Annotated in this window: 20 protein-coding genes and 1 riboswitch; of the genes, 15 read left to right on the top strand and 5 right to left on the bottom strand. The window is 45.5% G+C overall.

The window, feature by feature from the left end; genetic code table 11:
• Nucleotides 1-107 precede the first annotated feature (107 nt).
• The 5 genes from GPK81_RS14425 to GPK81_RS14405 all read left to right on the top strand — a co-directional run bounded on the left by GPK81_RS14425 (nucleotide 108) and on the right by GPK81_RS14405 (nucleotide 4,873).
• A complete protein-coding gene (locus GPK81_RS14425) occupies nucleotides 108-770 on the top strand; it encodes a DUF5110 domain-containing protein (protein ID WP_173741241.1) in 663 nt (220 codons plus the stop codon).
• Nucleotides 771-834: 64 nt separating this feature from the next.
• Complete coding sequence (locus GPK81_RS14420; protein ID WP_015526330.1) at nucleotides 835-1,293, top strand: ferritin-like domain-containing protein; 459 nt, start codon at nucleotides 835-837, stop codon at nucleotides 1,291-1,293.
• A gap of 109 nt (nucleotides 1,294-1,402) precedes the next feature.
• Entirely contained in the window at nucleotides 1,403-1,582 is a 180-nt protein-coding gene (locus tag GPK81_RS14415) for a DUF6472 family protein (protein ID WP_015526328.1), read from the top strand.
• Between the two features lie 316 nt (nucleotides 1,583-1,898).
• Nucleotides 1,899-3,179 (top strand): 2-hydroxyacyl-CoA dehydratase subunit D, encoded by a 1,281-nt coding sequence (locus tag GPK81_RS14410; RefSeq protein ID WP_173761040.1) that lies wholly within the window; start codon nucleotides 1,899-1,901, stop codon nucleotides 3,177-3,179.
• The gene (locus GPK81_RS14405; RefSeq protein WP_021652226.1) at nucleotides 3,176-4,873 is read left to right on the top strand and encodes an acyl-CoA dehydratase activase; all 1,698 of its coding nucleotides are present in this window, start codon (nucleotides 3,176-3,178) and stop codon (nucleotides 4,871-4,873) included. Before GPK81_RS14410 ends, GPK81_RS14405 begins: the two co-directional genes overlap by 4 nt.
• Before the next feature lie 54 nt (nucleotides 4,874-4,927).
• Here the strand turns inward: GPK81_RS14405 and GPK81_RS14400 are convergent, their stop codons facing one another.
• Nucleotides 4,928-5,755: a helix-turn-helix domain-containing protein gene (locus GPK81_RS14400; RefSeq protein WP_021652225.1), complete on the bottom strand. Its 828-nt coding sequence runs from the start codon at nucleotides 5,753-5,755 to the stop codon at nucleotides 4,928-4,930.
• Between the two features lie 290 nt (nucleotides 5,756-6,045).
• Between GPK81_RS14400 and arfA the strand changes: the two genes are divergently transcribed.
• The 5 genes from arfA to thiE all read left to right on the top strand — a co-directional run bounded on the left by arfA (nucleotide 6,046) and on the right by thiE (nucleotide 11,447).
• The gene (gene arfA, locus GPK81_RS14395; protein WP_215707255.1) at nucleotides 6,046-7,551 is read left to right on the top strand and encodes an arabinosylfuranosidase ArfA; all 1,506 of its coding nucleotides are present in this window, start codon (nucleotides 6,046-6,048) and stop codon (nucleotides 7,549-7,551) included.
• A 67-nt stretch (nucleotides 7,552-7,618) separates the two neighbouring features.
• Nucleotides 7,619-8,608 (top strand): aldo/keto reductase, encoded by a 990-nt coding sequence (locus GPK81_RS14390; RefSeq protein ID WP_215707254.1) that lies wholly within the window; start codon nucleotides 7,619-7,621, stop codon nucleotides 8,606-8,608.
• A gap of 322 nt (nucleotides 8,609-8,930) precedes the next feature.
• A riboswitch (TPP riboswitch) is annotated at nucleotides 8,931-9,033 on the top strand.
• 336 nt (nucleotides 9,034-9,369) lie between these two features.
• Entirely contained in the window at nucleotides 9,370-9,924 is a 555-nt protein-coding gene (gene thiW, locus GPK81_RS14385) for an energy coupling factor transporter S component ThiW (RefSeq protein ID WP_015526323.1), read from the top strand.
• Nucleotides 9,887-10,789: a hydroxyethylthiazole kinase gene (locus tag GPK81_RS14380; protein ID WP_021652219.1), complete on the top strand. Its 903-nt coding sequence runs from the start codon at nucleotides 9,887-9,889 to the stop codon at nucleotides 10,787-10,789. Before thiW ends, GPK81_RS14380 begins: the two co-directional genes overlap by 38 nt.
• A 16-nt stretch (nucleotides 10,790-10,805) precedes the next feature.
• Nucleotides 10,806-11,447, top strand: a complete 642-nt coding sequence (thiE, locus tag GPK81_RS14375; RefSeq protein ID WP_015526321.1) for a thiamine phosphate synthase — start codon at nucleotides 10,806-10,808, stop codon at nucleotides 11,445-11,447.
• Between the two features lie 314 nt (nucleotides 11,448-11,761).
• Here thiE and GPK81_RS14370 read toward each other — a convergent pair whose 3' ends face one another.
• Nucleotides 11,762-12,208: an Lrp/AsnC family transcriptional regulator gene (locus GPK81_RS14370; protein WP_215707253.1), complete on the bottom strand. Its 447-nt coding sequence runs from the start codon at nucleotides 12,206-12,208 to the stop codon at nucleotides 11,762-11,764.
• A 398-nt stretch (nucleotides 12,209-12,606) separates the two neighbouring features.
• Here GPK81_RS14370 and GPK81_RS14365 point away from each other — a divergent pair, with 398 nt between their 5' ends.
• Both GPK81_RS14365 and GPK81_RS14360 read left to right on the top strand, forming a co-directional pair.
• Nucleotides 12,607-14,037, top strand: a complete 1,431-nt coding sequence (locus tag GPK81_RS14365) for an aspartate ammonia-lyase (protein ID WP_215707252.1) — start codon at nucleotides 12,607-12,609, stop codon at nucleotides 14,035-14,037.
• Between the two features lie 202 nt (nucleotides 14,038-14,239).
• On the top strand, nucleotides 14,240-17,632 hold the full coding sequence (locus GPK81_RS14360) for a DEAD/DEAH box helicase (protein WP_215707251.1): 3,393 nt from the start codon (nucleotides 14,240-14,242) through the stop codon (nucleotides 17,630-17,632).
• A gap of 191 nt (nucleotides 17,633-17,823) precedes the next feature.
• On the opposite strand, the gene GPK81_RS14355 is transcribed toward GPK81_RS14360, so the two are convergent.
• From GPK81_RS14355 to GPK81_RS14345, 3 genes are all read right to left on the bottom strand, one after another.
• Nucleotides 17,824-19,197, bottom strand: a complete 1,374-nt coding sequence (locus GPK81_RS14355; protein WP_021652213.1) for a sodium-dependent transporter — start codon at nucleotides 19,195-19,197, stop codon at nucleotides 17,824-17,826.
• Between the two features lie 208 nt (nucleotides 19,198-19,405).
• Nucleotides 19,406-20,995 (bottom strand): response regulator transcription factor, encoded by a 1,590-nt coding sequence (locus GPK81_RS14350; protein ID WP_173734169.1) that lies wholly within the window; start codon nucleotides 20,993-20,995, stop codon nucleotides 19,406-19,408.
• 18 nt (nucleotides 20,996-21,013) lie between these two features.
• Nucleotides 21,014-22,804: a sensor histidine kinase gene (locus tag GPK81_RS14345; RefSeq protein ID WP_021976597.1), complete on the bottom strand. Its 1,791-nt coding sequence runs from the start codon at nucleotides 22,802-22,804 to the stop codon at nucleotides 21,014-21,016.
• 212 nt (nucleotides 22,805-23,016) lie between these two features.
• Between GPK81_RS14345 and GPK81_RS14340 the strand changes: the two genes are divergently transcribed.
• Genes GPK81_RS14340 through GPK81_RS14330 form a run of 3 tightly spaced genes read left to right on the top strand, consistent with a single transcriptional unit; the run spans nucleotide 23,017 to nucleotide 26,095 of the window.
• On the top strand, nucleotides 23,017-24,324 hold the full coding sequence (locus GPK81_RS14340) for an ABC transporter substrate-binding protein (RefSeq protein ID WP_215707250.1): 1,308 nt from the start codon (nucleotides 23,017-23,019) through the stop codon (nucleotides 24,322-24,324).
• Nucleotides 24,325-24,383: 59 nt separating this feature from the next.
• Complete coding sequence (locus GPK81_RS14335; RefSeq protein WP_015526310.1) at nucleotides 24,384-25,256, top strand: carbohydrate ABC transporter permease; 873 nt, start codon at nucleotides 24,384-24,386, stop codon at nucleotides 25,254-25,256.
• Nucleotides 25,253-26,095: a carbohydrate ABC transporter permease gene (locus tag GPK81_RS14330; RefSeq protein ID WP_021976595.1), complete on the top strand. Its 843-nt coding sequence runs from the start codon at nucleotides 25,253-25,255 to the stop codon at nucleotides 26,093-26,095. The genes GPK81_RS14335 and GPK81_RS14330 overlap by 4 nt, the downstream gene beginning before the upstream one ends.
• Nucleotides 26,096-26,103: the final 8 nt, after the last annotated feature.

Raw genomic sequence — 26,103 nt, 5'->3', positions numbered from 1 at the left:
ATTGCAGTACCGTAAGGTGTTTGCCAATGCAGTAGTGGGAGAAGCAAGAATCCCCCTGCTTTAGCTGTGGGGAGTGTCAAACAGGTCTGCGCTATGAGGGTGGACGAATGGTGGATATGTACCGTACTCTGGACAGTATCCCGGTTCTTGCAAAAGCAGGCGGTATTCTGGTGATGACCGATGAAATCCGTGGAACAGAGGCGGAAAAGAATCCGGAAAGCCTGAATATCCGGGTATTCCCGGGTGCTGACGGAAGCTTCAGATTGTATGAGGATGACAACGAAACCTGTGCTTACGAAAATGGTGCCTGTGTATTTACGGAAATGGATTATAAGGAAAAGGATCAGGCAGTGTTTACCATTCATCCCGGACAGGGAAAAACAGAGCTGATCCCGGCAAAGAGAGCTTATACCGTGGAGTTCTGTAATTTTGCGAAAACAGGAACAGATACTGTGAAGGTTCTGGTTAACGGAGCAGAGACTGAGGCTGCTGTAAAATATGAAGAGAAGCTTCAGAAGATCTGTGTGGAAGTGGAAGCAGACACAGCGGCAGAGGTGCAGATCATTCTCGCTGGCGAAGTGGCAGACAATCAGACAAAAGAGCGTGTCTTTGATTTCCTGAACCAGGCAGAGATCGGTTTTGTACTGAAGGACAGATTATATCAGCTGATCACAGCCGGAAAGAAGCTGCCGGTTCTTTTATCTGAGCTTCAGTCTATGGAGCTGGACAAGGATCTTTATGGAGCACTGATGGAGATCCTGACTGCGTAAAACATGAATAAAATCGCGTTTCCAAACCATACTATCATTATTATCAAAAGAAAGGATGATCATAATGATATTAAAGGAAAAAGAACGCACAGTGATCCAGGATCTTCAGACACAGGAAAAAAGCTGCATTGAAAAATACGGAAAATACGCACAGCAGGCCAGGGATCCGGAGCTTAAAAGCTTATTTCAGACTCTTCAGAAAAAAGAGCAGGAGCATTACGATTCCCTGAGCCAGGTGCTTTCCGGTACAGTTCCCCAGGTAAACTGCAACGACAGCGACGGACGGGATTACCAGCCAAAGGCTGCTTACACATCGGTAATGTCCTCAGAGGATAAGGAACACGATGCTTTTCTTGCAACAGACTGTATCGGAACAGAAAAGCTGATTTCCGGAGAATACAACTCGGATGTTTTTGCTTTTGAAGACAGTGGTGTGAGGAAGCTTCTGGCAGATATCCAGGTGGAAGAGCAGAATCATGCGGAGATGCTTTACAAATACAAGACTGCGAACGGAATGTTCTGATATATAAAAAAGAGGGAGGATTTCAGTAATGGAATTCTTCCTTTTTTTATTATATAATCAGGAGAACAGCAGGGAGAAATACTTTCCTGCAAAGAGAGGAGAAATAAATATGAAGGGAACCAGCTGCGAATACTGTGCAAACTATACATATGATGAAGAGTGTGACGAATATTATTGTGATGTCAATCTGGATGAGGATGAATATTATCGTTTTGTGAGCAGTGATTACAAGGAATGTCCGTATTATCGTTCCGGAGATGAATATAAGGTGGTACGTCATCAGATGTGATACAGAGTAACGGAAAAAACAGAGCAGAAGATAATGCGATAAGACAAATGCGGGTTTTCCACGAAAAGGAATGCGAGTTTTGTGGAAAATCTGCATTTTGATGTTTTGATATGTGCAAAAGGCTTCAAATTTGTAAAAATTGGCGTGTTTACATTTGAAAAAAATATCTTTATAATAAAAATATTGGTCTGACAGGTGGAACCTTTATACCATCCAGACGATGATAATGCTACAGGATTTTGTTTGAGACAAAATTTCGGGTAAGCGTCTGACAGACTTATAATAGATTTTTTGATTTGACGGAGGATGTGACAGATTGGATATTATAAAGAAATTCGGGGATATGGTGGGAGAGAGATCCATCAGGGATCCGGAAAAAGCACGAAAACTTCTTCTCACTGGATACCGGCTTCAGGAAAAACGTCTGCAGCTTTTTCCTGACAGGAAGCTTCCGGCTTCGGGACAGTATGTAGCCCGTGTAGTCATGCAGAATATTATCAAAGCCCTTGCAAAACCGGACGATACCGCGCTTGTGAGCATTTTTGTACCGGGAGAGCTTCTGACAGCAGCAGGGATCACTCCGTATTCCGTGGAGGCAATGTCCTGCTTCATCGCCGGAACCAGATGTGAGCAGGCATTTCTGGCACAGACGGAATCAGAGGGCTTTCCGGAAACCATGTGCTCCTATCACAGAGTTTTTTTGGGAGCGTCCATGACAGGATTGGTACCGAAGCCCAAATGTACCATCTACACAAACCTTGCCTGCGATGGAAACATGATGACGTTTCCTTATCTGAAACAGAAATATCAGATCCCGGGCTTTTATATTGACGTACCCTATGAAAAAAATCAGGATTCCATCAGCTATGTTGCAGATCAGCTCCGCGAGCTGAAGAAATTCCTGGAGGATGTAGGCGGGAAAAAAATCTCCGAGCAGTCGGTACAGCGTGCAGTTGCCAACAGCAATGAAGCGGCCTCCTATTACAGCAGCCAGCTTGCCCTCAGAAAGGATCACGATCCGGTGACTTCCCTGACAAATGAGCTGTATGCGATCTTTATGTGTCATCTTCTGGCGGGCTCAGAGGAATCCCTGAAATATACAAAAATGCTTCTTGAGGATGTGAAGAAGGCACCAAAGGGGGAAGGTCTTCATATTTTGTGGATGCATATGATGCCGTTTTTGCAGGAGCCGGTAAAGGATGTATTTAATTACAGCCAGAACGTGCATATCAGTGCCTGTGATTTTGTTGCAGACGGTTTTCAGCGGATGCAGGCCTCGGATCCTTATGAGGCCCTTGCGGAAAAAATGGTCAACTGCATTTACAACGGAAGTGTGAAGCAGAGGATCCGGCGTGCCCAGGAGCTGGCGAACCTTACAGAGGCAGACGGCGGGATCCTTTTTGCGCATTGGGGCTGCAAGGGAACCATCGGAGCTTCCAGCCTGATCAAAAATTCTCTGGAAAATGCAGGACTTCCAACCATGGTCCTGGACGGTGACGGCTGTAACCCGGCCAATTCCAGTGACGGCCAGGTATCCACACGACTTCAGGCATATCTGGAAATGCTGTCAGAAGGTAAGGAGGAAAAACGGTCATGATACATTACGTCTGTAAATATACACCGCTGGAGCTGTTTAAGGGCTTTGGCGAGGAATGTGCGGTTCTTGAGGAAATGCCGGAGAATTTTGAGCTTTCGGACCAGATCGCCCATGCTAATCTCTGCGGCTTCGGAAAATCTGTGATCCAGGCAGTGCTGGAGGGAAAGGTAGAGCAGCTTGTTCTTGTTAACTGCTGTGATTCCATGCGCCGTGTGTACGACATTGTGGAAAGTACCGGTAAATGTAAATTTCTGTACATGCTGGACATGCCTCATGAGGATAACGACTGTGAAAAGGTGAAGCTTGCCCAGGGCATCCACCGTCTGAAGAAAGCTTATGAGAAATTTTCGGGGAAAACCTTCGACAGAAGTGGATTTCTGAATGCTTTTTCCCATGAGCCTGTGGATAACCAGCCGTATATCGGTGTTCTGGGTGTCCGTGTCAGCGGCATCTTGGAAAAAATGATCCGGGATAATATCCGCATGGATGTGGAAAACCTGACCTGTACAGGTGGAAGACGTCTTGCAGTGATCCGTGAGGAGCTGGAAAAAATGGAAGACGATGCCATGTTCCTGGCTTATGCGGATGCACTTCTTTCGCAGATGCCCTGCTTCCGTATGAACAACAGCACCCGAAGAAACCGGCTGTATCTGGATCCGAACCTGAAGGGGATCATTTATCATACTATTAAATTCTGCGACTATTACGGATTTGAGTATGCAAGTATCAAGCGTGATATCAAGGTTCCGCTTCTGAAGATCGAGACAGATTTTACAAGCCAGAGTGCAGGACAGCTCCTTACCAGAGTGCAGGCTTTTGCGGAGACCCTGGAAGGCTCTGAGGATATGGACCCATCAAAAGGAATCAGCGAGGAGATAAGGAAAAAAATGGAATCAGGAGTTTATTATGTGGCAGGGATCGACAGCGGTTCCACAAGTACGGATGTTGTGATCCTGGATAAAGACGGAAAAATTAAATCGACCATGATCATTCCCACAGGCGGCGGCGCTATGATGAGTGCAGAGAAGAGCCTGGAGATGGCCGTGGAAAAAGCAGGGATCAGGAAAGAAGATATCGTGCGTATCGTTACTACCGGATATGGACGTGCCTATATTGACAGTGGTGATGACAGTATCACAGAGATTACCTGTCACGCGAAGGGCGCTCATTATCTGAATCCGAATGTGCGTACAGTTATCGACATCGGCGGTCAGGATATCAAGGCGATCAGCATTGACGAGAACGGTGCGGTAAAAAATTTCCTGATGAACGATAAATGTGCAGCAGGAACCGGACGATTCCTGGAAATGATGGCCCGTACTCTTGGACTTTCCCTGGAGGAGATGAGTACCCGTGGCCTGGAGTGGAAAGAGAACGTAGTGATCTCAAGCATGTGTACTGTATTTGCAGAGTCCGAGGTAGTTTCCCTGGTTGCCCAGAATAAGGACGTGGCAGATATCATCCATGGTCTGAATGTATCTGTTGCTTCCAAGGTAGGAGCTCTTGCAGCCCGCCTTGGCAAAAAGAATCCGGGGGAATACATGATGACCGGTGGTGTTGCCAGAAATAAAGGTATCATCCAGGCATTGGAGGAGAAGCTGGGGGCGAAGCTTTATATCTGTGATGAGGCACAGCTTTGTGGTGCGCTTGGTGCGGCACTGTTTGCTTATGAGAAGTGTAATGCGGCACGGTGATCAGATCAGACAAGTTGCCTGCGCAGTAAATGCAGAGTGTGAATATCCTTTTGGTCAGGGGCGGCGTGCCCACTCACTGGGCGAACAGCCACAGTTCTTTCGGAAGTACCGGCTGAAGTGGGAGAGATTTGAAAATCCGCACAGCAGAGCCACCTGTTGAACAGGCAGAGCTTCGTTGGTGAGCAGATTTTTGGCTTTTTCCAGACGGAGCAGATTCAGGTCAGCATGAGGGGTGCTGTCAAAAAAATTCCGGTAACAGGAATAAAACTGACTTTTTTCGAGATTAGCCATGGCGCAGAGCTTTTCTGTTGTCCATGGCTTTTCGTAATTTGTAAGCATTTCCAGACGGATTTTTTGGAACAGGCTGCAGAGCTCCGAGTCTGAAGACTTGCCTGTATCTGTACTGCGGAGTTCCCGCGAGGCTGTGATCATCAGCTGGCAGAGCAGGGCATACTCGTAGTCCCGGGAAAAAACTTCTCTGTTCAGATATTCATGCTGCAGCTTCTGGATACAGTGATCGATCTCCTGGCAGTCACTGGGGTAAAAAATTTCGTTGCAGGGAAGTCCGAACCGTTTTGCCAGATTTTCTCCGCAGGAAAAATGGACATAACTGTTCCGGAATTTTCGCACAGCCTGATAATGCTGGGGATTTCCCGGAATATAAAAGATGCAGGCATTTTCCCGGGTGACAGTAAGCTGACCGCCCAGATAAACCTTCATTGGTGTTTTAAATAAAAGAAAAAGAAAATCTCCGCTTCCCTCCGGCCGGAAAATCCTGTCGTAATCTGAGTTGGAACGGTTGTATTCGCAGAAATTTAAGGTGAAATCCATGAAAATGCTGGCTCCTTTCATTACGTAGATCAGACAATCCGACTGTGGCATTGTAAAGAACTTTCTGTCTGGAAGTATAAAGTAAAGTGACAGAGGGACGTCCGTCTGGTAAGACTGTCTTTACGATAAATCTTACCGGAAAAAAAGTCAACTATTTCGGAAGATAATCACTGGTATGGATAGAACAGGATGGTAAAATGAAACATAGAAACGGTTGATTTCCGATCTGTCTGAGAGTGTGTGAGCGAACAGAGGCGTAAGAGCCTGTATATGGCGGAATCGGAAACAGAGTCCAATGCAGTGGCAGGCAGAAAATAATAATTTACAGGAGGATTTTTACAATGAAAAAAGCGCAGATCATCGTGGACAAATATTTCCTCACCGGAAAAACAGACAAAAGGATCTATGGTTCCTTTATAGAACATCTCGGACGTGCGGTTTATGAGGGGATTTATCAGGAAGGCAGCCCCCTTTCTGATGAGCAGGGATTTCGGAAGGATACTCTGGAACTGGTAAGGGAGCTTCAGGTACCGATCGTTCGTTATCCGGGCGGAAATTTTGTATCCGGATTCCGCTGGGAGGACAGCGTCGGACCGAAAGCTCAGCGTCCGTCCAGACCGGAGCTGGCCTGGGGTGTCATCGAGACAAACCAGTTTGGACTCAATGAGTTTGTGGACTGGTCCAGAAAAGCCGGCAGCGATGTGATGATGGCAGTAAACCTGGGAACAAGAGGACCGGAGGATGCGAAAAATCTTCTGGAATACTGTAACTTTAAGGGTGGTACCTATTACAGTGATCTCCGTAAGGCTCACGGCTATGAACACCCGCATGATATCAAATTATGGTGTCTCGGAAACGAGATGGACGGTCCGTGGCAGATGGGACATAAAACTGCGGCAGAGTACGGAAGAGTTGCAGCAGAGACTGCCCGCCTGATGAAATTTATGGATCCGGAGGTTGAGACTGTTGCATGCGGAAGCTCCAGTCTGGAAATGCCTACCTTTGGCTCCTGGGAGTATACGGTTCTTGACGAGGCTTACGATCAGGTGGATTATCTTTCCCTGCATCAGTACTATGGAAATGCATCGGGAGACACTGCCGATTTTCTGGCAAGCTCCAAGGGCATGGATGATTTTATCTCAGGAGTGGTTTCCATCTGCGATGCTGTAAAAGCAAAGAAGCATGGAAAAAAACAGATCAATCTTTCCTTCGACGAATGGAACGTATGGTACCACAGCAATGAACAGGATAAAAAACTGGAAAAATGGGTACAGGCGCCCCATCAGCTGGAGGATGTTTATAACTTTGAGGATGCACTTCTTGTGGGAAGTATGTTGATCACACTTCTCCGTCATGCAGATCGCGTAAAGATCGCCTGCATGGCACAGCTGGTAAATGTTATTGCGCCGATTATGACATCCGATACAGGCGCATGGCGTCAGACGATCTTTTATCCGTATATGCTGACAAGTATGTTTGGAAGAGGAACCGTCCTTAATACACAGGTTCACACACCCATATATGAAAGCAAGACTTATGGAGAAGCTCCATATCTGGATTCTGTGTGCGTCTGGGATGAGGAAAAGGATACGCTGACGATCTTTGCAGTGAATAAGAGTCTGGATGAGGATATGGAAGTTTCCTGTGACTTAAGACAGTTTGAGGGATATAAGATCGTAGAGCATATTGTACTCAATAATGACGATCTTCAGGCAACCAATACAGAGGCTCAGCCGGAGAATGTAGTTCCTGTAAAAGCCAGTGCAGAGTGCTCAAAGCTGGACGGCGGAAAACTGGAAGCAGTTTTTGCAAAACACAGCTGGAATATGATCCGTCTTGCAAGATAAACGTGGGTGAAGTATAGTAAAAGCAGTTACAGAAAATGTAAATCATGCTACATTATGGGAGGTTTTTATGTACACACCTGCAAAGGAACGATACGAAACCATGGAGTATAACCGCTGCGGTGAAAGCGGTCTGATGCTTCCGAAGGTGTCTCTTGGATTATGGCATAATTTCGGAGATACTTCTGATTATGAAAACATGAAGCAGCTGTGCTTTACAGCTTTTGACAATGGTATCACACAGTTTGACCTTGCCAATAATTACGGACCTGCCTATGGAAGTGCGGAACGGAATTTCGGCAAGATCCTGAAAGAAGAACTGATGCCATACCGTGATGAGCTGATCATCACAACAAAGGCAGGCTATGATATGTGGGAGGGCCCTTATGGAAACTGGGGCAGCCGCAAGTATCTTCTGGCGAGCCTTGACCAGAGCCTGAAGCGCATGGGTCTGGAATATGTGGATATTTTTTACCATCACAGAATGGACCCGGAGACTCCGCTTGAGGAGACTATGGGAGCGCTGGCAACAGCGGTTCAGCAGGGCAAGGCCCTTTATGTGGGACTTTCCAATTATGATGGAAAAACCTTAAGCCAGGCGGCAGCGATCCTGAAGGATCTGAAATGCCCCTTTGTGATCAACCAGAACCGGTATTCCATTTTTGACAGAACAGTGGAAGAAAACGGTCTCAAGAGAACCACCGGCATTTTGAAAAAAGGTCTGATCACCTTTAGCCCTCTTGCTCAGGGACAGCTGACAGACCGTTACCTGAACGGGATCCCGGAGGACAGCCGTATCCGCAAAGATGGAAGATTCCTTAAGGAAAGTGTGCTGACGCCGGAGCGTCTGGATCAGATCCGGAGACTGAACGATCTGGCAGCCCAGCGTGGAGAGGAGCTGGCTGATATGGCGCTTGGCTGGCTGCTTCAGCATAAGGAAGTTACCAGTGTTCTGATCGGAGCTTCCAAGCCGCAGCAGATCCTTGATAATGTGAAAGCGATCCACTGTGCACCGTTTACAGCTGAGGAGCTGCGTCTGATCGACGAGATCTCAAAATAAGATTTATATACTTCCTGTTTTACTATGAAAAGTAGTGAAGCAGGGAGTTTTTTATGTCGAAATAATTGTTTAACTGAATCAGGAAAGTCTCCGGGTTACTGTTCACTGGTAATATTCCGCGAGGTGTTTTTTGTGAGCGAAGGTCACAGAAAACCCGAGACATACCGCGCGAATTTATGCGATTAGCATAAATTCTGTGCATCGCGAAGCGTGTTGCTGAGAACGGAGTGAACAGTAACGTCTCCGGCGGGAGTGCAAAGAGCAATAAGCAGTGGAGGTTTGACAACGGGATAGGTGTGTGCTATATTGAAAAACAGAAAAGAAAAGAGCCAGCGGGAGCTTGTGTGACAGGCTGAGAGGAAGATAGATCTTCGACCGTACCTGATTTGGGTAATGCCAACGGAGGGATTGTGATCTGAGAGCGTGTCTCCGTGGAGTTTGCCATGGGATGCGCTCTTTTCGGATGCAGGAATGGAACTGGAATGGTCTGACAATGTGGGGATGTGAAAGTGACAGAGACTGCATGTGGAGCTTCTGCGGCGAGCGGGCAGGAAGGGGAGCGCCTTAATGTCTGGCAGGAGAGTGATATTCCGGAGGATTTTTCCGGAAGGATCATGTAAGCGATGGGAATCCGTGTTTTCGGAGTGAGAGGAAGTAAGGGAACTTCGACCGCCAAAATCTAAGGGCAGACTGCAGCAGACGGGAAGCTTTTGCCCGGATCTGACAGGGCTCTGCCTGATATTTCAGGGAGGAAAAACACTATGGAAAAACAAAGGATGCACACGCTTCGTATGGTAATGCTGGCAATGATGGTTGCGATCGGTGTCGTTATTTCACCGATCCTGAGGATTGAGGGAATGTGCCCCACGGCGCATCTTGTCAATATCGTATGCTCGGTTCTGATGGGACCGTGGTATTCCCTTCTCTGTGCGACCATGATCGGCGTGATCCGTATGATGTTCATGGGAATCCCGCCACTTGCACTGACCGGTGCAGTATTTGGCGCATTCCTTTCAGGTGTGTTCTACAGACTTTCCAAAGGCAAGATCATTTGCGCGGTGATCGGTGAGATCTTTGGAACAGGTATCATCGGATCCATGGTTTCTTATCCGGTGATGGCATTCCTGATGGGAAGAGGCGGACTGACAGCATTTTATTATACGCCGATGTTCCTTGCAGCAACCACAATGGGAGGATGTGTTGCCTATATTTTCCTGAAGGCTCTGAGTAAAGCAGGTCTTCTGGTGAAATTCCAGGCAGCTTTGGGTTCAAAAACATATGAGACAAAGAATTTTACAACTGCGAAAGCGAATTAAAGAAGAAAAGCCGCTGATCCATTGCATCACCAATCCGATCTCGATCCATGACTGTGCCAACGTGGTCCTTGCAGTAGGTGCAAGGCCGATCATGGCGGAGCATCCGGCAGAGGTGACAGATATTACGGCATCGGCTGGTGCGCTGATGCTGAATCTCGGGAATATTACCGATGCCAGGATCGAGTCAATGAAGCGTTCTATGAGAACAGCGATGGAAAATAAGATCCCGGTTCTTCTGGACCTGGTAGGGGTTGCCTGCAGTGATCTCAGGCTGGATCTGGCACGGGAGCTTTTAAGGATCGGTCATCCGGCAGTGCTGAAGGGAAATATGTCAGAGCTTCTGGCTGTTTCCGGGCTGCCGTCTCATGCGATCGGAATCGATGCGGGTGTCGAGGATGCTCTGACTGAGGAAAATATCGATGGAGTCAGTGAAGTGCTTAAGGCTTTTTCTAGAAATAATCAGGCAATCGTGCTGGCTACCGGGAAACAGGATTTTGTTACGGATGGTGAACGGGTTGTTCTGGTACAAAATGGCAGTGCGGCGCTGTCCGGGATCACAGGAACCGGCTGTATGGTCGGGGCACTGACTGCGGCGTTTTTGCCGGGGTGCGAAGATAATATTGCGAAAGAGATGACGGATAGTATAGAGGCAGGTGTCTGGTCTGGCGTTGAGATGGAATTAAATGGGAGATCCGGGAATTATCTGGCTGCGGCAGTGCTTGGTACTGCACTTATGGGTATCGCCGGCGAGGAAGCGGAGAAGATTTCCCGCGGTCCGGGAAGCTTTCAGGTAAATCTGCTGGATGAGATCTATGGGCTTTCGGATCGACAGCTGCTGGATCTGTTGAAGATTGAAATGTACTGAAAAAGAGGGGATTAGGATGGATAGAAAAGATTTGGATGTAACGTTGTATCTGGTGACGGATAGTTCTTATCATACGGAGGAGTCTTTGCTCCGTACGGTTGAGGAGGCTTGTAAGGGTGGTGTGACTCTGGTCCAGCTTCGCGAGAAGAATAAGGGTGGACGGGAGTATCTGGATAAGGCTTTTAAGGTGAAGGAGATCACAGATCGTTACAATGTGCCGCTGATCATTGATGATCGTGTGGATGTGGCGCTGGCCTGTGATGCGGCTGGTGTGCATGTTGGAGCTTCTGATATTCCGGTTGCTGTGGCAAGGAAGCTGATGGGACCGGATAAGATCGTGGGGGCTACTGCCAAGACGGTGGAGGCTGCTGTGAAGGCTTATGAGGATGGTGCGGATTATCTTGGTGTGGGGGCGATTTATCCTACTACTACTAAGGTGGTGACGATCCTTACCAAGGTTTCTACGTTGAAGGATATCTGTGAGGCGGTTCCGATTCCGGCGGTTGCGATCGGGGGATTGAATGCCGGGAATATGGATGTGCTTGAGGGTGCCGGTATGAGTGGTATGGCGGTTGTTTCTGCGATCATGAAGGCGGAGGATCCGAAGAAGAATGCGCGGGAGCTGAAGGAGAAGATTGTTGCTTTGATGGGAAAGTGATTTAGGAAATGAATGGAGAGCAGTGGTGGATTTGAGGTTCATTGCTGTTCTTTTTTTGTTGAAATACGGACGCCCGTGAGGCGTGTGCTGCCTGGCGCCGGGGCTTCGTCGGGGGCTGGCTTCTAGGCTGCCGGAATTCTGCTAAAACCGTTTTCCAAAAGTCCGAACTCGCGTCTTGCAGCCTCTCAGACAGCGGACTTTTGAAAAACAACGCAGATTTCCGCCAGCCAAGAATCAGCTCCCCTCCTGCAGAGTCCGGCGACAGGCAGCACACGCCTCACGGGCTGGTTTTTCAAGGCGGCAGGGGAGGGTGGTTACTCCACCGGCAGATCTCTGTGTTCTACGCTGGTGGAGAATACGATCTGTGTTTTGGTGCGGCCGAACTGCTGGAGTTCGTTGATGAAGTGGTCCAGTTCCATGGTGGAGCGGAAGGCTACTTCGATGAGCATGGAGTAATCGCCGGTGACGCAGTTGCATTCGATGACGTTTGGGATGGACTGGATGAAGGGATAGAAGTCTTTTTTTTGGTTGGGTTCTACTTCCAGGTTGATGAATGCTTTTATATGATAACCGAGAAATACCGGGTTGATCTGGGCGTGGTAGCTTGTGATCAGCCCGTTTTTTTCGAGGTGTTCGATCCTGGCGGAAACAGCGGGGGAGGAGAGGAAGACTTCCTTTGCGATTTCCTTTACCGGGGTGCGGGCGTTTTTCTGAAGCATTTCGATGATCTTTCGGTCGATGTTGTCGAGTTTGTGTTCCATGTAGAATGTCTCCTTTCGATGAAAAAATGTCATTTGTAACTGGTACAGAGCTGCGTAGGGAAGTGGATTAAAAATAGGTATTTCTGTATTGATTATACTGCGTGTGTTATCACAACACAAGAAACGACTTAATAAAAATAAGAAAAATAAAAGAAATTCTTAAAAAGATTAATGTAAACTATTGAAAAACACGGATAATCGTGGTTTTCCATTAAAAGTATTTACAAGCTACAAAGAAAGTGTTAGTTTCTTAGGCATCAGAAAAACAGCTGCTGATAAAAATGAAAATAACAGAATGATTTGTAAACAGTGAATATCCGTCGGACTGAAAAAATGAGATCAGAGGGCGGAGCAAATCAGATGTGCACAGGATCAGAAGAAAGAAGAGGGATGATAAAATGACAACAGAAACAAGACTGGAAGCAGATTCGATCGGAACTATGGAAGTGCCTGCAGAGGCTTATTACGGAGTTCAGGCTTTAAGGGCAAAACAGAATTTTCCTATTACAGGTACAAAGCTTCATCCGGTATTTATCAGGAACCTGGCACAGATTAAAAAAGCAGCAGCTATCACTAATAATAATGCAGGGCTTCTTCCGGAGGATAAGGCAGACGCCATTGTCAGAGCCTGTGATGAAGTGATCGCAGGAAAATTGGCTGAGGAATTTATCGTAGATGCCATTCAGGGTGGTGCCGGAACCAGCGCAAATATGAATATGAATGAGGTGATCGCAAACAGAGCCGGTGAGATCCTCGGATGTCCGAAGGGTAGCTATAAAATGGTCCATCCAAATGATCACGTAAACATGGCGCAGTCCACCAATGATGTGATCCCGACGGCCGGTAAGCTTACCGTTCTGGATCTTCTTGCACCTCTGGAAAAAGTATTGGTAAGACTTGAGAAGGAGCTTGCAAAAAAGGCAGAGGAGTTCGATGATGTGATCACTATGGGACGTACACAGCTTCAGGATGCAGTTCCGATCCGTCTTGGCCAGGTGTTCCACGGTTATGCGTCCATGGTTTCCAGAGACCGGAAACGTATCGAAAAGGCTCACAGGGAAATGTACACTGTAAACCTTGGAGGAACTGCAGTGGGAACTGCTATCAACGTGTCCGATTCTTATTTTTATAAGATCGTGCCAAATCTGGAAAAGATTACAGGTTATCCGCTGAAACAGGCTGAGGACCTTTTTGATGCAACAGAAAATCTGGACGGTTTTGTTGCCGTATCTGGTGTGGTAAAAACCTGTGCGGTGGATCTTTCCAAGATGTGCAACGATCTTCGACTGATGTCCTCCGGCCCGAAAACCGGATTTGGGGAGATCAACCTTCCGGCGAAGCAGAATGGGTCGTCCATCATGCCAGGTAAGGTAAATCCGGTCATTCCGGAGGTAGTAAGCCAGGTTGCTTTCCACATCGTAGGACATGATACCACCATTACCATGGCAGCAGAAGCCGGACAGCTGGAGTTGAATGCTTTTGAGCCGGTTGTATTTTGTAATCTTTTTGAATCCATTACGACTCTGGAAAAAGCAGTGGATACATTGAGCGTAAACTGCATCACAGGAATTACCGCAAACCGCAAACACTGCAAAGACCTGATGGAAAGCAGTGCAGGAATTGCAACGGCTCTTTGCCCGCATATTGGTTACAAGGCGTCTGCAACCATCGCAAAAACTGCAGTAAAAACTGGCAAGTCTGTCCGGGAACTTGTTCTGGAACAAGGGATCATGACCGAGAAAGAGCTGGAAGAGGTTCTTGATCCGTATCTGATGACAGAAGTCGGAGAAGAGCGGAAAGAGGATGAAGCAAGAAGGAAAGCCTGCTGAGAAAGTTATCTGTACCAACGTATGACGGGAACGTCTGATGCAGCAATTCATTTCAGAGCAGCTGAACCTGATGCGGGATTTTATGGAAATGCTATAGGCAGATCAGGAATGAGATATCAATGAGTACTATAAGGAGACTTGTCACAGTGCAGGTCTCCTTTTATAATGGAAGAAACGCGATAAGAAAAGAAGGGAAAGATGCATGCTTAAACGAACAGCCATACGGGCACTTTGTAATACAACGGCATATCAGAGAGGTCTTGATATTTACCGTACCGGAAAGAGGATCCAGTCGCTGGATATTAAGTCGGAAGGAGCTGTGGATAAAATATCTGCAGCAGTGAAGGGAAGTGGGCGTAATGTATACAATACAGGCTTTCAGTATGATACAGAAGCGGACCGCATAAAAGAAGCATACTGTGACTGCCCGGCCTTTCGCAGCTATTCCGGGATCTGTAAGCATTGCGTGGCAGTGCTTCTGGAATATGGAGACCGTAAGGCCTATGAGCGTGTGAAAATCCGCAGACAGCAGGATGAGGAACAGAAGCAGGCAGAGCTATTCAGCGGAACAGCATTTCCGGCTGCTTTATCCGGACCAGGGCAGCCTGCAACGAAAACCACCGTTGAGCTGAAAAGCCTCCTTAATCGCCAGCTATACAGCCGTATGCTTCCGTTTTCCGGGGATCCGTATTTTGGCAGGGTGGAGCTGGAAACCTGCCTGAAATTTAATTCTGTGAGAAATTGTTTTACCGTGGAATTCCGCGTTGGCTGTGAGAAAAAATATATCCTCAAGGATGTGTTGGCCTTTGTGTGGAATCTGGATCATAATGAGAAGGTTTCTTATGGAAAAAATCTGGAATTTATCCATTCAGATGAAGCCTTTTCAGAAGGATCCAGAAGCGTGCTGGCCTTTATCCGGGAATGGGTCGAGAATCATCACGGCACTTACATGTCCAGATATGAACAGCTGAAGGATATAGCTGTGGAAAAGGTGAGGGATCTTACCGTTGACAGAAAAGAACTTGAGGATCTGCTTCTTATACTTGGCGAAAAAAGTTTTAAGTTCAAAATGAACAATGATCCGGAGACAACATGGCATTCTGTCAGAGAAATTCCGGACAGGACGCTGATGATCCGGAAGAAGGATCAGGGGTTATCTCTTGAGATCGCGCCGGTATACAGTGTGACAGGCATACGGTATCATATGTATTTTGATAATGCGAAGGTATATCTGGTTTCCAGGCAGGAGCTTGGAGCAGTGGAGGAATTTGTTACCTGTCTGGAGCGGCTTCCTGCAGGCCGAGGCTTTATTGATGAACCGGATGTGCCTGCGTTTGTGCGTGAGCTGCTTCCTTCCCTGAAAAAATTTTTTCACTGTGATCTCAGGGATTTCCCGGAAGAAACAGGTCTTGAATGCTACAAGGCTGCATATGAGATCTATCTGGATGCACCGGAGCGTGACTGGATCACCTGTAAGGCATTTTCTGTTTACGGGAAGGATAAATTTTCGGTTTTTGACCGAGATGTGTCTGCCCGCACCAGGGATATTCCGGGAGAGCTTGGTGTGTTTGCGCTGCTGTCAAAATATTTTAACGGATATGATGACCAGCGGATGGAGCTGGCATTGGATTGTCGTGCCGAGGAACTGGAATCTTTGTGCAGGGAAGGTTCAGGGAAGCCCGACAGTGTGAAAGCTTCCGAAGAAAAGCTCTACCAGCTTCTTACTGAAGGGATCCCCGCCATGCAGAAAGTTGCAGCTGTCTATATTTCCCAGTCCATCAAACAGATGCGGGTGACAAAGCTGCCAAACATCCGTCTTGGCGTTTCTCTGTCAGCCGGACTTCTGAACCTGGATCTGGATGTGGAGGGGATGGATCAGGCGCAGCTTTTTGATATTCTTTCCAGGTACGATCGCAGGAAAAAATATTTCCGCCTGAAGGATGGCAGCTTTCTGGATGTTTCCGATGGTCAGCTCAGGGAGCTTTCTGCTCTGAAAAATGGACTGCAGATCAGTGATCGTGAACTGAAAAAAGGAAAGACTCAGGTTCCGGCCTATCGTGCTATGTATCTGGACAGTCAGCTGAAGGGCGGCGATCTGATCAAGGTAGAGAAGGACAATGCCTTTCGTGCGTTGATCCGGAACATGCAGACAATGGAAGAACATAAATTTCAGATTCCCAGGGAGCAGGAAAAAATCCTCCGGGGCTATCAGAAAGAGGGCTTTTACTGGATCAAAACTCTGAAGCATAATCAGTTTGGAGGGATCCTGGCAGATGATATGGGACTTGGAAAAACCCTCCAGGTGATCACATTTCTCTGGTCAGAATTTCAGGAATCTGCGCCGGGAGAAAACAGACGTGCCCTTGTGATAACGCCTGCTTCGCTGGTGTTTAACTGGATGAACGAGATCGAACGTTTTGCGCCGGGACTTCCGGCTACCGTTGTGACTGGTGATGTGAAGGAGAGGAAAGCGCTGATCAAAAATGCAGGAGAACGGGAGGTTCTGATCACCTCCTATGACCTTCTGAAACGGGATCTGAAGGCTTATCAGAACCTGGATTTTGCTGTGCAGATCATTGATGAGGCGCAGTATATCAAGAATCACGGAACTCAGGTGGCAAAGGCTGTGAAGGAGATCCGGTCGGAATTCAGGCTTGCGCTGACCGGTACACCGGTGGAGAACAGGCTCAGTGAGCTGTGGAGTATTTTTGATTTTCTGATGCCGGGATTTTTGTATTCTTATGAGAAATTCCGCAAGGAAATAGAGCTTCCAGCTGTGCAGTACAGCAATTCCGATGCGATGGAGCGTCTGCAGAAAATAATCCGTCCTTTTGTGCTGCGGAGATTGAAGAGGGATGTGCTGAAGGATCTTCCGAATAAGCTGGAAAAAGATATGTTTTCCCCGTTGGAAAGCGAGCAGAAGGAGCTGTATGAGGCCCATACGGAACGGCTTCGCCTGATGCTTGGGATGCAGTCGGATGCGGAGTTTCGCACTTCTAAACTGCAGATCCTTGCAGAGATCACGAGGCTGCGGCAGATCTGCTGTTATCCGGGACTGGTATATGAAGGATACAAAGGGAATTCTTCCAAGCTGGAGATGTGCATGGAGTTGGTTCAGAATGCGGTGAATGGCGGACATAAGCTCCTGTTGTTTTCCCAGTTTACTACCATGCTGGATGTGCTGGCTGTCCGTCTGAAAAAAGCAAAGATTTCTTTTTATATGCTGACGGGGGCTACTTCCAAGGAAAAACGTGCGCAGATGGTACAGGCATTTAATGAGGACGATACTTCTGTTTTCTGCATTTCTCTGAAAGCAGGAGGAACAGGCCTGAATCTTACGGCAGCTGATATTGTGATCCACTACGATCCATGGTGGAATCTTGCTGTGCAGAATCAGGCAACAGACCGTGCCCACCGCATCGGTCAGCAGAACGTTGTCAGTGTCTACCGCCTCTTTATGAAAGACACCATAGAAGAACGAATCCGGGCTCTTCAGGAAAGAAAACGGGAACTGGCTGATGAGATCTTAAGCGGCGAGGGAATCGGCCAGGCTTTGATCAGCAGAGAGGAAGTACTGGAGCTGCTAGGCAGGTAAAATTCTTAACTGAATCAAGTAAGTTCCCTGCTTCAATTACGAAAAGCAATACGCGGTGAGGGGACTTGCTTGTATCGGGAAGAATGTAGGCTGTGAATATCCGCCTGACTCAACAAAAACACCCCCGATGGAAATCGCGTGTGTAAATCACATACGATATCCGTCAGGGGTGTTTTATTTAAAGTTTTATTTTATGCAAAAAACTTATCGTACAGACCAAAGAAGAAGATAAACAGAATGATCAGCGGCAGGATATAAGTGATGTATCCGCGCATCCATTTCCGGATCTTCATGCCTTTTCCGGTGTTGGCTTCTTTTGTGAAGTTTTCCCAGCCCCAGCCCCGTTTGGAAACACAGAAAAGCAGGTATACAAGAGAACCAAGCGGGAGCAGAATGTTGCTTACCAGAAAATCTTCAAGGTCGAGAATTGCGCCGCCGAATACCTTGAGCCAGTCCCAGGACCATACATTGTATCCAAGTACGCATGGCAGAGACAGAAGGATGATGGCGATGGCATTTACAAGACTGGATTTTTTTCGGCTCCAGCCGGTAAGCTCCATACCGCAGGAAATAATATTTTCAAATACAGCCAGGATGGTAGAGAAAGCTGCAAATGACATAAAGATGAAGAACAGGCTTCCCCACAGTCTTCCAAGCGGAATGTGGTTGAAAATATTCGGCAGTGTGATGAAGATCAGGCTCGGTCCGGAAGTCTGGTCAACATTGAATGTGAAACATGCCGGGAAAATAATAAGTCCGGAGGTGATCGCAACAAAAGTATCCAGAAGCGCAATATTCATGGATTCACCAAGCAGTGCATGATCTTTTCCGATGTAGCTTCCGAAGATAGCCATAGCACCGATACCAAGGCTGAGAGTAAAGAATGCCTGGTTCATAGCACCGGTAATGGTAGAAATAATACCGATTTCTTTCATACGCTCGAAATCCGGGATCAGGTAGAATTTCAGTCCCTCTTTGGCACCATCCATGGTAAAACTGTTGATGGCAAGAACAACCATGATCACCAGAAGAGAGATCATCATAACCTTGGTAACTTTTTCAAGGCCGTTCTGAAGACCGCGGGAGCAGACAAAAACACCTGCAATAACAACAACGATCATCCAGAATCCCATAGTAACGGGCTGGCCAAGCATGTTGGTAAACTGTCCTGCAACACCGTCGGAATCAAGTCCCTGGAATTTACCGGTGGCTGTCATATAGAAGTAATTCAGCATCCAGCCTGTAACAGTGGTGTAAAACATCATCAGGAGATAACATCCGATCAGAGTGATATATCCATGGATGTGCCATTTCTGTCCTGGTTTTTCCAGTGCGTAATATGCTTTGACAGGACTCTTCTGGCTGGCACGTCCAACAGAAAACTCCATAGTCATAACAGGAAGTCCAAGAAGGGCCAGGAAGATCAGGTAAAACAGTACGAATGTGCCGCCACCGCCCTGTCCGGCCATGTAAGGGAATTTCCAGACGTTTCCGATTCCGATGGCACAGCCAGCAGAAATCAGAATGAATCCCAGACGGGATCCAAGTTTTTCTCTTTCTTTCATAACTCACCTCATTGTTGCAGTTTGGTAAACTGCTATTTGTATAAAGTCGCAAGTTTTATCTTAACACATTCCTCGATATTGCACAATAAAAAGAACTTGCATTTTGCATAAAACATATGTTAAAATAAAACATTATTTTAACAAGATAAAGTGGTGGATCGTTACACTTTAAAGAAATAAAAACATCAACAGAATCTGAATGTCCGCTTTAATAACTATTCTCTTCAGTCAGGGATACGAAATTTTTCGGAGAGATCCCGTAATATTTCCGGAAACATTTACTGAAATATCCGGAATCAGAAAATCCGCATAAAGAAGCTACATTTTGAATGGAAGGGCTGTCTTCCAGAAGAAACTGTCTGGCTTTTTTCATGCGGCAGACATTGATATATGAGGTAAGTGTAACTCCGGATTCCTGACTGAATACAGTAGAGAGATGCTGGGGATTGACAAAAAAATGGGAAGCAATGGTTTCAAGACGAAGATCCGGCTGATTAAAATTCAGACAGATATATTCCTGAACCTGGGATACAAGAGCTGACTTCCGCGGATTTTTTTCATCAGCAAGAGAATCCAGAACTGCCTTGCAGGTAGACTGGAGCAGTTGTTTTAACTGCAGGGCACTCTGGCAGTTCTGGTAAGTATTCAGGGCGTTTTCCAGAAGAGGAAAAAGCGTTTCACGCTGACTGCACTCCGTAATAAAACCGTCAAGTACAGTAAGAAAAGCAGCAGCTACACTCCAGGTCTGCCGGATATGGATTTTTTTGGTGATGATATCGTTGAAATATTCATCAATATATTTACAGAGAGCCGGTGAATTTTGCTGGCGCAGAAAGATCAGGATATCATTATAAACCAGAGGCTTTAATGTAAAATCACCGGAATGGGACTGGGGCGTGAAATAAAGAAATCCGGAAGAAGACGCAGTTCTGTTATGAAAAACAGAAAGAGCCTCTTCATAGGAATAGCGGATTCCTTCCACGCCTTCATGAGGTGTTCCACAGCAGAAAAAAGTGGAAATCTGTGCGATATTATCATATATCCCGGCAAGTCTGAGACAGGATTGTTCCAGATCGGTAAAAGAAAAATCAGAGCTTTTTTCCATGATGATATACTGTCTCATCTGAGAATAGTCAATGTAAATAAGCTCTTTGCACACAGGCTGTAAGATTTCCCTGCATATATTTTCCAGGATGGTGTGGAGCAGAGAAAAATCACCTTTTTCATCCCATATTTCCGGATTGGCATTGTGGATCTCCATAAGAATGGTAAGATAATCGGAAGTTTTATGAACCGGAATTTTTTCCAGATCATCCGGGGAAATGGTTGTTCCACTGATCACTTTCTGGAAGAAATTAAGCTGCATTTGTCGTGTATACAGATCGCGGAACTGAAAATAATTATTCACATAACTGTTTCTGGAATTTTCCTGATCGATCTCGTCACTTACTTTCTGGAGTGTCTCCATAAGCTCCCGGTGATCCAGTGGCTTCAGGAGGTATCCGCGGACCTGAAGAGAGATGGCTTTTTTGGCATAGTCAAAATCTTCGTATCCTGTGGAAAGGATGAATCTGGTATGACAGTCTGTTCCAAGAGCTGCAATCATATCCAGACCGCTCATAACCGGCATGGATATATCCACAAGGGCAATATCGGGTTTGACATTTTCAATAAGCTGGATTCCGGCCTGTCCGTTATTAGCTTCCCCTGCAATGTTATAAATGTTTTGTTTTTCAAGAAAATTGATCAGAGATTTTCTGAAAAAAATTTCATCGTCAATAATTACGAGTGTTTTCAATTTATATTTCCCCCTCAATCAGATTTTTTTGTCAGGTATTACTATGGTTACAGTGGTTCCCTTTTCAGGTGAACTTTCGATGGTGAGTCCGTAATTCTCACCGTAGAGAAGAGCAATCCTGTGGTTGATACTTGGAAGCCCGAAAGAATGTCGGGCAGTTTTGAAGTCTCTGATAGAACGGTTAAGTTCGGCAAGTTTTTCCGGCGGGATACCGGAACCATTATCAGAAACAGAAATACAGATGGTACCATTTCTGATAGAAACATTTAAGTGAATATGGCATATCTGGCTGGTAAGTCCGTGGACAAAAATATTTTCCACAACAGGCTGTATGGTCAGCTTGGGTATCTCTGCCCCATGATCCTCCCAGGACGGCTCATAGGTGATCTCGTAATCAACAAAATCCATATACCGCAGATTCTGGATATAAAGATACTGTTCTGTAAGAAGCAGCTCCTGGCGCAGAGGAATGATAAACTGTCCCTTTGAAAGAGAGTTTCTGTAGAAAGATGACATGGAAGACACTGCTTTTACTGCAGTATCATTCATGTCAAGTTCTATGAGAGACTTGATGGTGTTTAAAGTATTATAAAGAAAATGGGGATTGATCTGGGACTGTAAAAGACGTACTTCCATTTTCTGTTTGGCATTTTGTTCCTCATAGATATCGTTAAGTAATGTCTGGATCTTCTGCATCATAAGGTTAAACTGGTTATAGAGAACTGCAAGTTCATCATTTGAAGAGTAACTGGCAGAAATATTCAGCTTTCCGGCAGACGCAGATTTCATTTTTTCTACAAGTTTCTGTATAGGTGCGGTGACAGTACCTGTACATAATATGGAAAAAAATACAGATAAAATAAACACTACAATGCTGATCAGAAGAATGTTGTGCAGGATCACCATATGATCCAGAGTCAGGCTTTCCAGAGGAATCAGGTTGATCACATTCCAGTTCAGGTCAGGATAGGATTTGCAGATAAAAAGAGTGTCAGTGCCGTCTACGGAAAAAAACTGCCTGTCGGTTTCTGTCAGGGTTTTATAATTCTCTGAACTGATTTTTGTATAGGATGAGAAGTCTTTATAAATACCTCCGGATGAAGAAGAGGAAAGTATCTGTCCATTTTCATCAGTAATATAGAAATCCCTGGAAGAGCTGTCCGGAAGGTCGCGGAATGCAGAGGAAATATTTGTTTCTCTGATCAGAAGGACCAGGGCGCCCAGATATTTGGTGTTATCAATGTTTGTAATACTTTTTAAGGCTACAAAGGTTGGCTCCCCACTTATCTGGAAGGGTCCGAGAAACTGAAAGGCCAGATTAGTCTGAAGGCTGTCAAGGACTTCGGGACCTAAAATGGAATCAAGCTGATCTGTTTCTGTGGTACTGCTGTGAAACCAGTGGTTTTCTGTATCCAGGATATCCCAGGCATAGATGTTTTTGTGAAGTCCGATGATACGCTGGGCCTGGTCTGTAAGCTCGGAATTTACCAGAAAATGTTCCAGTGTGTTTTCGGGAACTGTGGGATTTTCTTTTAAAACATCGGCGATATTGCTGTTGATGGAAAGGGTGATGGCATAGTTTGATATATTATCGATCTTTTCTCCAAGGTTGCTGGTGATCAGGGATAGCTGCTGCTGACTGGAAAGTGCGGCACGCTTGATCAGTACTTTTTTGGATGCAGTATAAAAAAACACGGAAGTAAGCATGAGTATCAGAGAACTGAGCAGCAGATATGTAATAAAAAGCCTGCGTTTCAGACTGATTCCTAAAAATAAGTGAAACACCTTTTTTTTCAGATTTTCTATCATGGAATCCCCCCTCTGGTTTTATTGGCTACATTATATAATAAGGGAAAAATTCTCACAAGTGTGGGGGAAAGATTGGAGAAAATATTCCAGGTACAGCGAAGATTTTCCATGTATTTTTCCGGACGGATTTAATATAATGGTCTCATCGATAAGGAAAGCGGAACAAAATATTCAATCCGGATGAATAGAAATGTACCAAAAGGAGGACGAAAATGAAATTAAAAAAAGTGATGGCTGCTACACTTGCCACAATGATGTGTCTCTCTTCATTCAGCATGATGAATGTGTGGGCAGATAAAAAAGAGGATTCCGAACCACTTGTGATCAATTATATCAGTGCCAGGGGCGAAACAGATGCGGCACTGAAAACATTGAAGAAGCTTGCAGAAGATTATAAAAAAGATCACCCGGATTTTGAATTCAATGTAGAGTCTATTGCAGACAGAGAAACATATCTTCAGAAGATCAAGATCCTTGCATCCAGCAATGAGCTGCCGGACTGGTTTGACGCAGATCCGGAGGCATTTTTTGAAGGACTTTGCAAAAAGGATCTGATCTACAGTGTGGATGACCTTTATGATGAACTGGGTATCAAAGACAAGTTCTTTGATATTGCACTGAATTATCCGAAACTCAGTGACGGAAGCAATTACCTTATGACCTGGCAGGGAAATGTAGAGTATTTCTGGTATCACAAAGACATGTTTGAAAAAGCCGGAATTACTGAAACACCTCAGACACTGGAAGACCTCCTGGATGTGTGCAAGAAGCTGAAAGATGCGGGAATGACCCCGATATCCGCAGGAAATTACGACATGATCATGCGTTATCCTGCATTTAAGGCTTTCAGACTGGAAGGAAATGACTTCATTGACAATGCAAGAATGGAAAAAGAAAAATTTAATTCTGAGACAGGTATCGCAACAGCCCAGTATACACAGGATATAGCCCAGTATTTCAGTGAAGGATGGACAAGTTCAGATGCTACCGCACAGATGGATCTGTTTCTGAACAGTGGTGCGGCAATGTTATACACCGGAACATGGGATACACCGGATCTTACAGATGATGAGGGAAATCTTAAAGATGACATTTCCATGTTCAAACTTCCTGTAGACAGCGAAGGAACCGCTACAGGAGAAAATGATTACTATGCGAATTGTGGAATCGGAACTGCCATTCTCAAGGATTCCATGAGTGATGAGATGAAAGATTTCATCAGTTATGTATGGGATAATTTTGCTGATACGGCAATGTATGAGTTCAATATGCTTCCATCCATGATGCCAAGTGATTCGGAGAAGCTTCCGGAGCTTACACAGCAGATTTTAAGTGATCTTGAGAACTGCGGCACTTTTGCCCAGTGCTGGGATGTTCGTCTGGATCCTTCTACAAACGAGGTTTACAGAAAAGAGTTGGCAAGCCTTGGAATGGGAGAATCAACTCCTGAAGAGTTCTGCGAAAACATGGACAAAGCTGTAGAACAGTATGCATCTGATTATTTTGACACTGAAGAATAACTGAGAGAATACGCAGATGCAGATAAAATTCCGCATCTGCGTATGAAAGGGGAGAGGATATGAAGCCCAGAAATAAAATCCAGCCTTTACCGTTTGTTCTTCCTGCACTGTTCGTATATATTCTTACTGTTATCATCCCAATTCTGTGGTCAATGGGTTACAGCCTTTTTTCCTGGAATGGAATCGGTGATATGAAGTTTATCGGACTGGAAAATTATGTGAGGATGTTTCAGGATGAGACATTTCGTGAGGCTGTTGTAAATAATCTTAAATTTGTTGTATTGGGAAGTTTGTTCCAGTTATGTGCAGGACTGATCCTGGCAATTTTGCTTACACATATTTCCAAAGGTGGAAATATTCTGCGGGTTATTTATTTTATTCCATGTATCATTTCATCTATGGCGATCTGCCAGATTTTTTCCAAAATGCTTTCTGTCCAGCCCCAGGGCCTGGTTTGCTATGTGATGGAAAAACTGGGAATGGAACCTATCGCTTTGCTGGCAAATTCCCATACAGCGCTGATTACCATAACCCTGATCGATGGATATAAATACTGTGGTCTGTACATGATCATTTTTTATTCCGCATTTGTATCCATATCAAAGGATGTGATCGAGGCATCTACAATGGATGGCTGCAATGTTTTTCAACAGTATCGTTACATAAAGCTTCCACTGGTGAAAAATATATTCAGCATTGTCATTGTAATGCTTGTAAATGGTTGTCTGAAAACCTTTGATGTATTCTATATTCTTGACAATAAATCCAGATCAACAGAGATGGTGGCAACTTATATGTATAAAACCGCTTTTAATTCGGCTGACTTTGGCTATGGAAGTACATTGTCCGTTTTTCTGGTCATTGAATGTCTGGTAGCAGTAGGGATTATACAGAAATGCCTGGGATCGGCGAAAGGAGATGGGTCAGAATGATAAAATCAAGAAAAAATATACCTATTCGTGCTGTGTTCTATGTAGTGATCCTTATTTTTGTCATGATACAGGTCTACCCTATTTTCTGGGTTATCTGCTCCAGTCTGAAAACACCGGATGAAATGACATATACTGCACAGTATGCCCTGCCATCAGGATTTTATCTTGGAAACTATATCAGCGCACTGACGATCTCATCCATTCCAAGATATTTTCTTAACAGTACGGTTGTGGCAGTTCTCACACTTCTTGGCATCGTAGTCCTGGGATGCCCGGTTGCATTTGTGATCAGTAAGGTAAAGGTAAAATATGCCAATGCACTGATGGCATTTTTCCTGTTTGGAATGATGGTGCCTATTTTTTCCTGCCTTGTACCCATGTTCCAGATTTATAACAGGATCGGACTGAGAAATACATACTGGGCACTGGTGCTTCCGCAGATCGGGTTCGGACTTCCAATGTGTATCTATCTTTACACCGGATTTTTTAAATTTATGCCGGATTCTCTTCTGGAAGCGGCAGTTATTGACGGTGCCACAATGGGAACCACATTCCGCAAGATCGTGGTACCTATGGCTAAAAATACTACAATGACAGTTCTTACATACAATTTTGTTTTTGTATGGAATGAATTTACCTATGCCAATACGTTTATCTCATCTTCTGATATGAAAACTCTGCCAATTGGCCTGAATGACTTTGTGGGGCAGTTCGGAAGAGTGGACTGGGGAAGTACATTTGCGGCGATCGTAATATCGATCCTGCCTACACTGATCGTGTATTTTATTCTTAACAGGAACATAATCGAAGGTATGGCTGCAGGTGCGGTCAAGAGTTAGGAGGCTGA

Origin of the sequence: Blautia sp. MCC283 (assembly GCF_018785565.1) — a bacterium.
Lineage (GTDB): Bacteria > Bacillota > Clostridia > Lachnospirales > Lachnospiraceae > Blautia_A.
The sequence above is the reverse complement of the archived record's forward strand: the minus strand, read 5'-3'. Positions and strand labels throughout refer to the sequence as shown.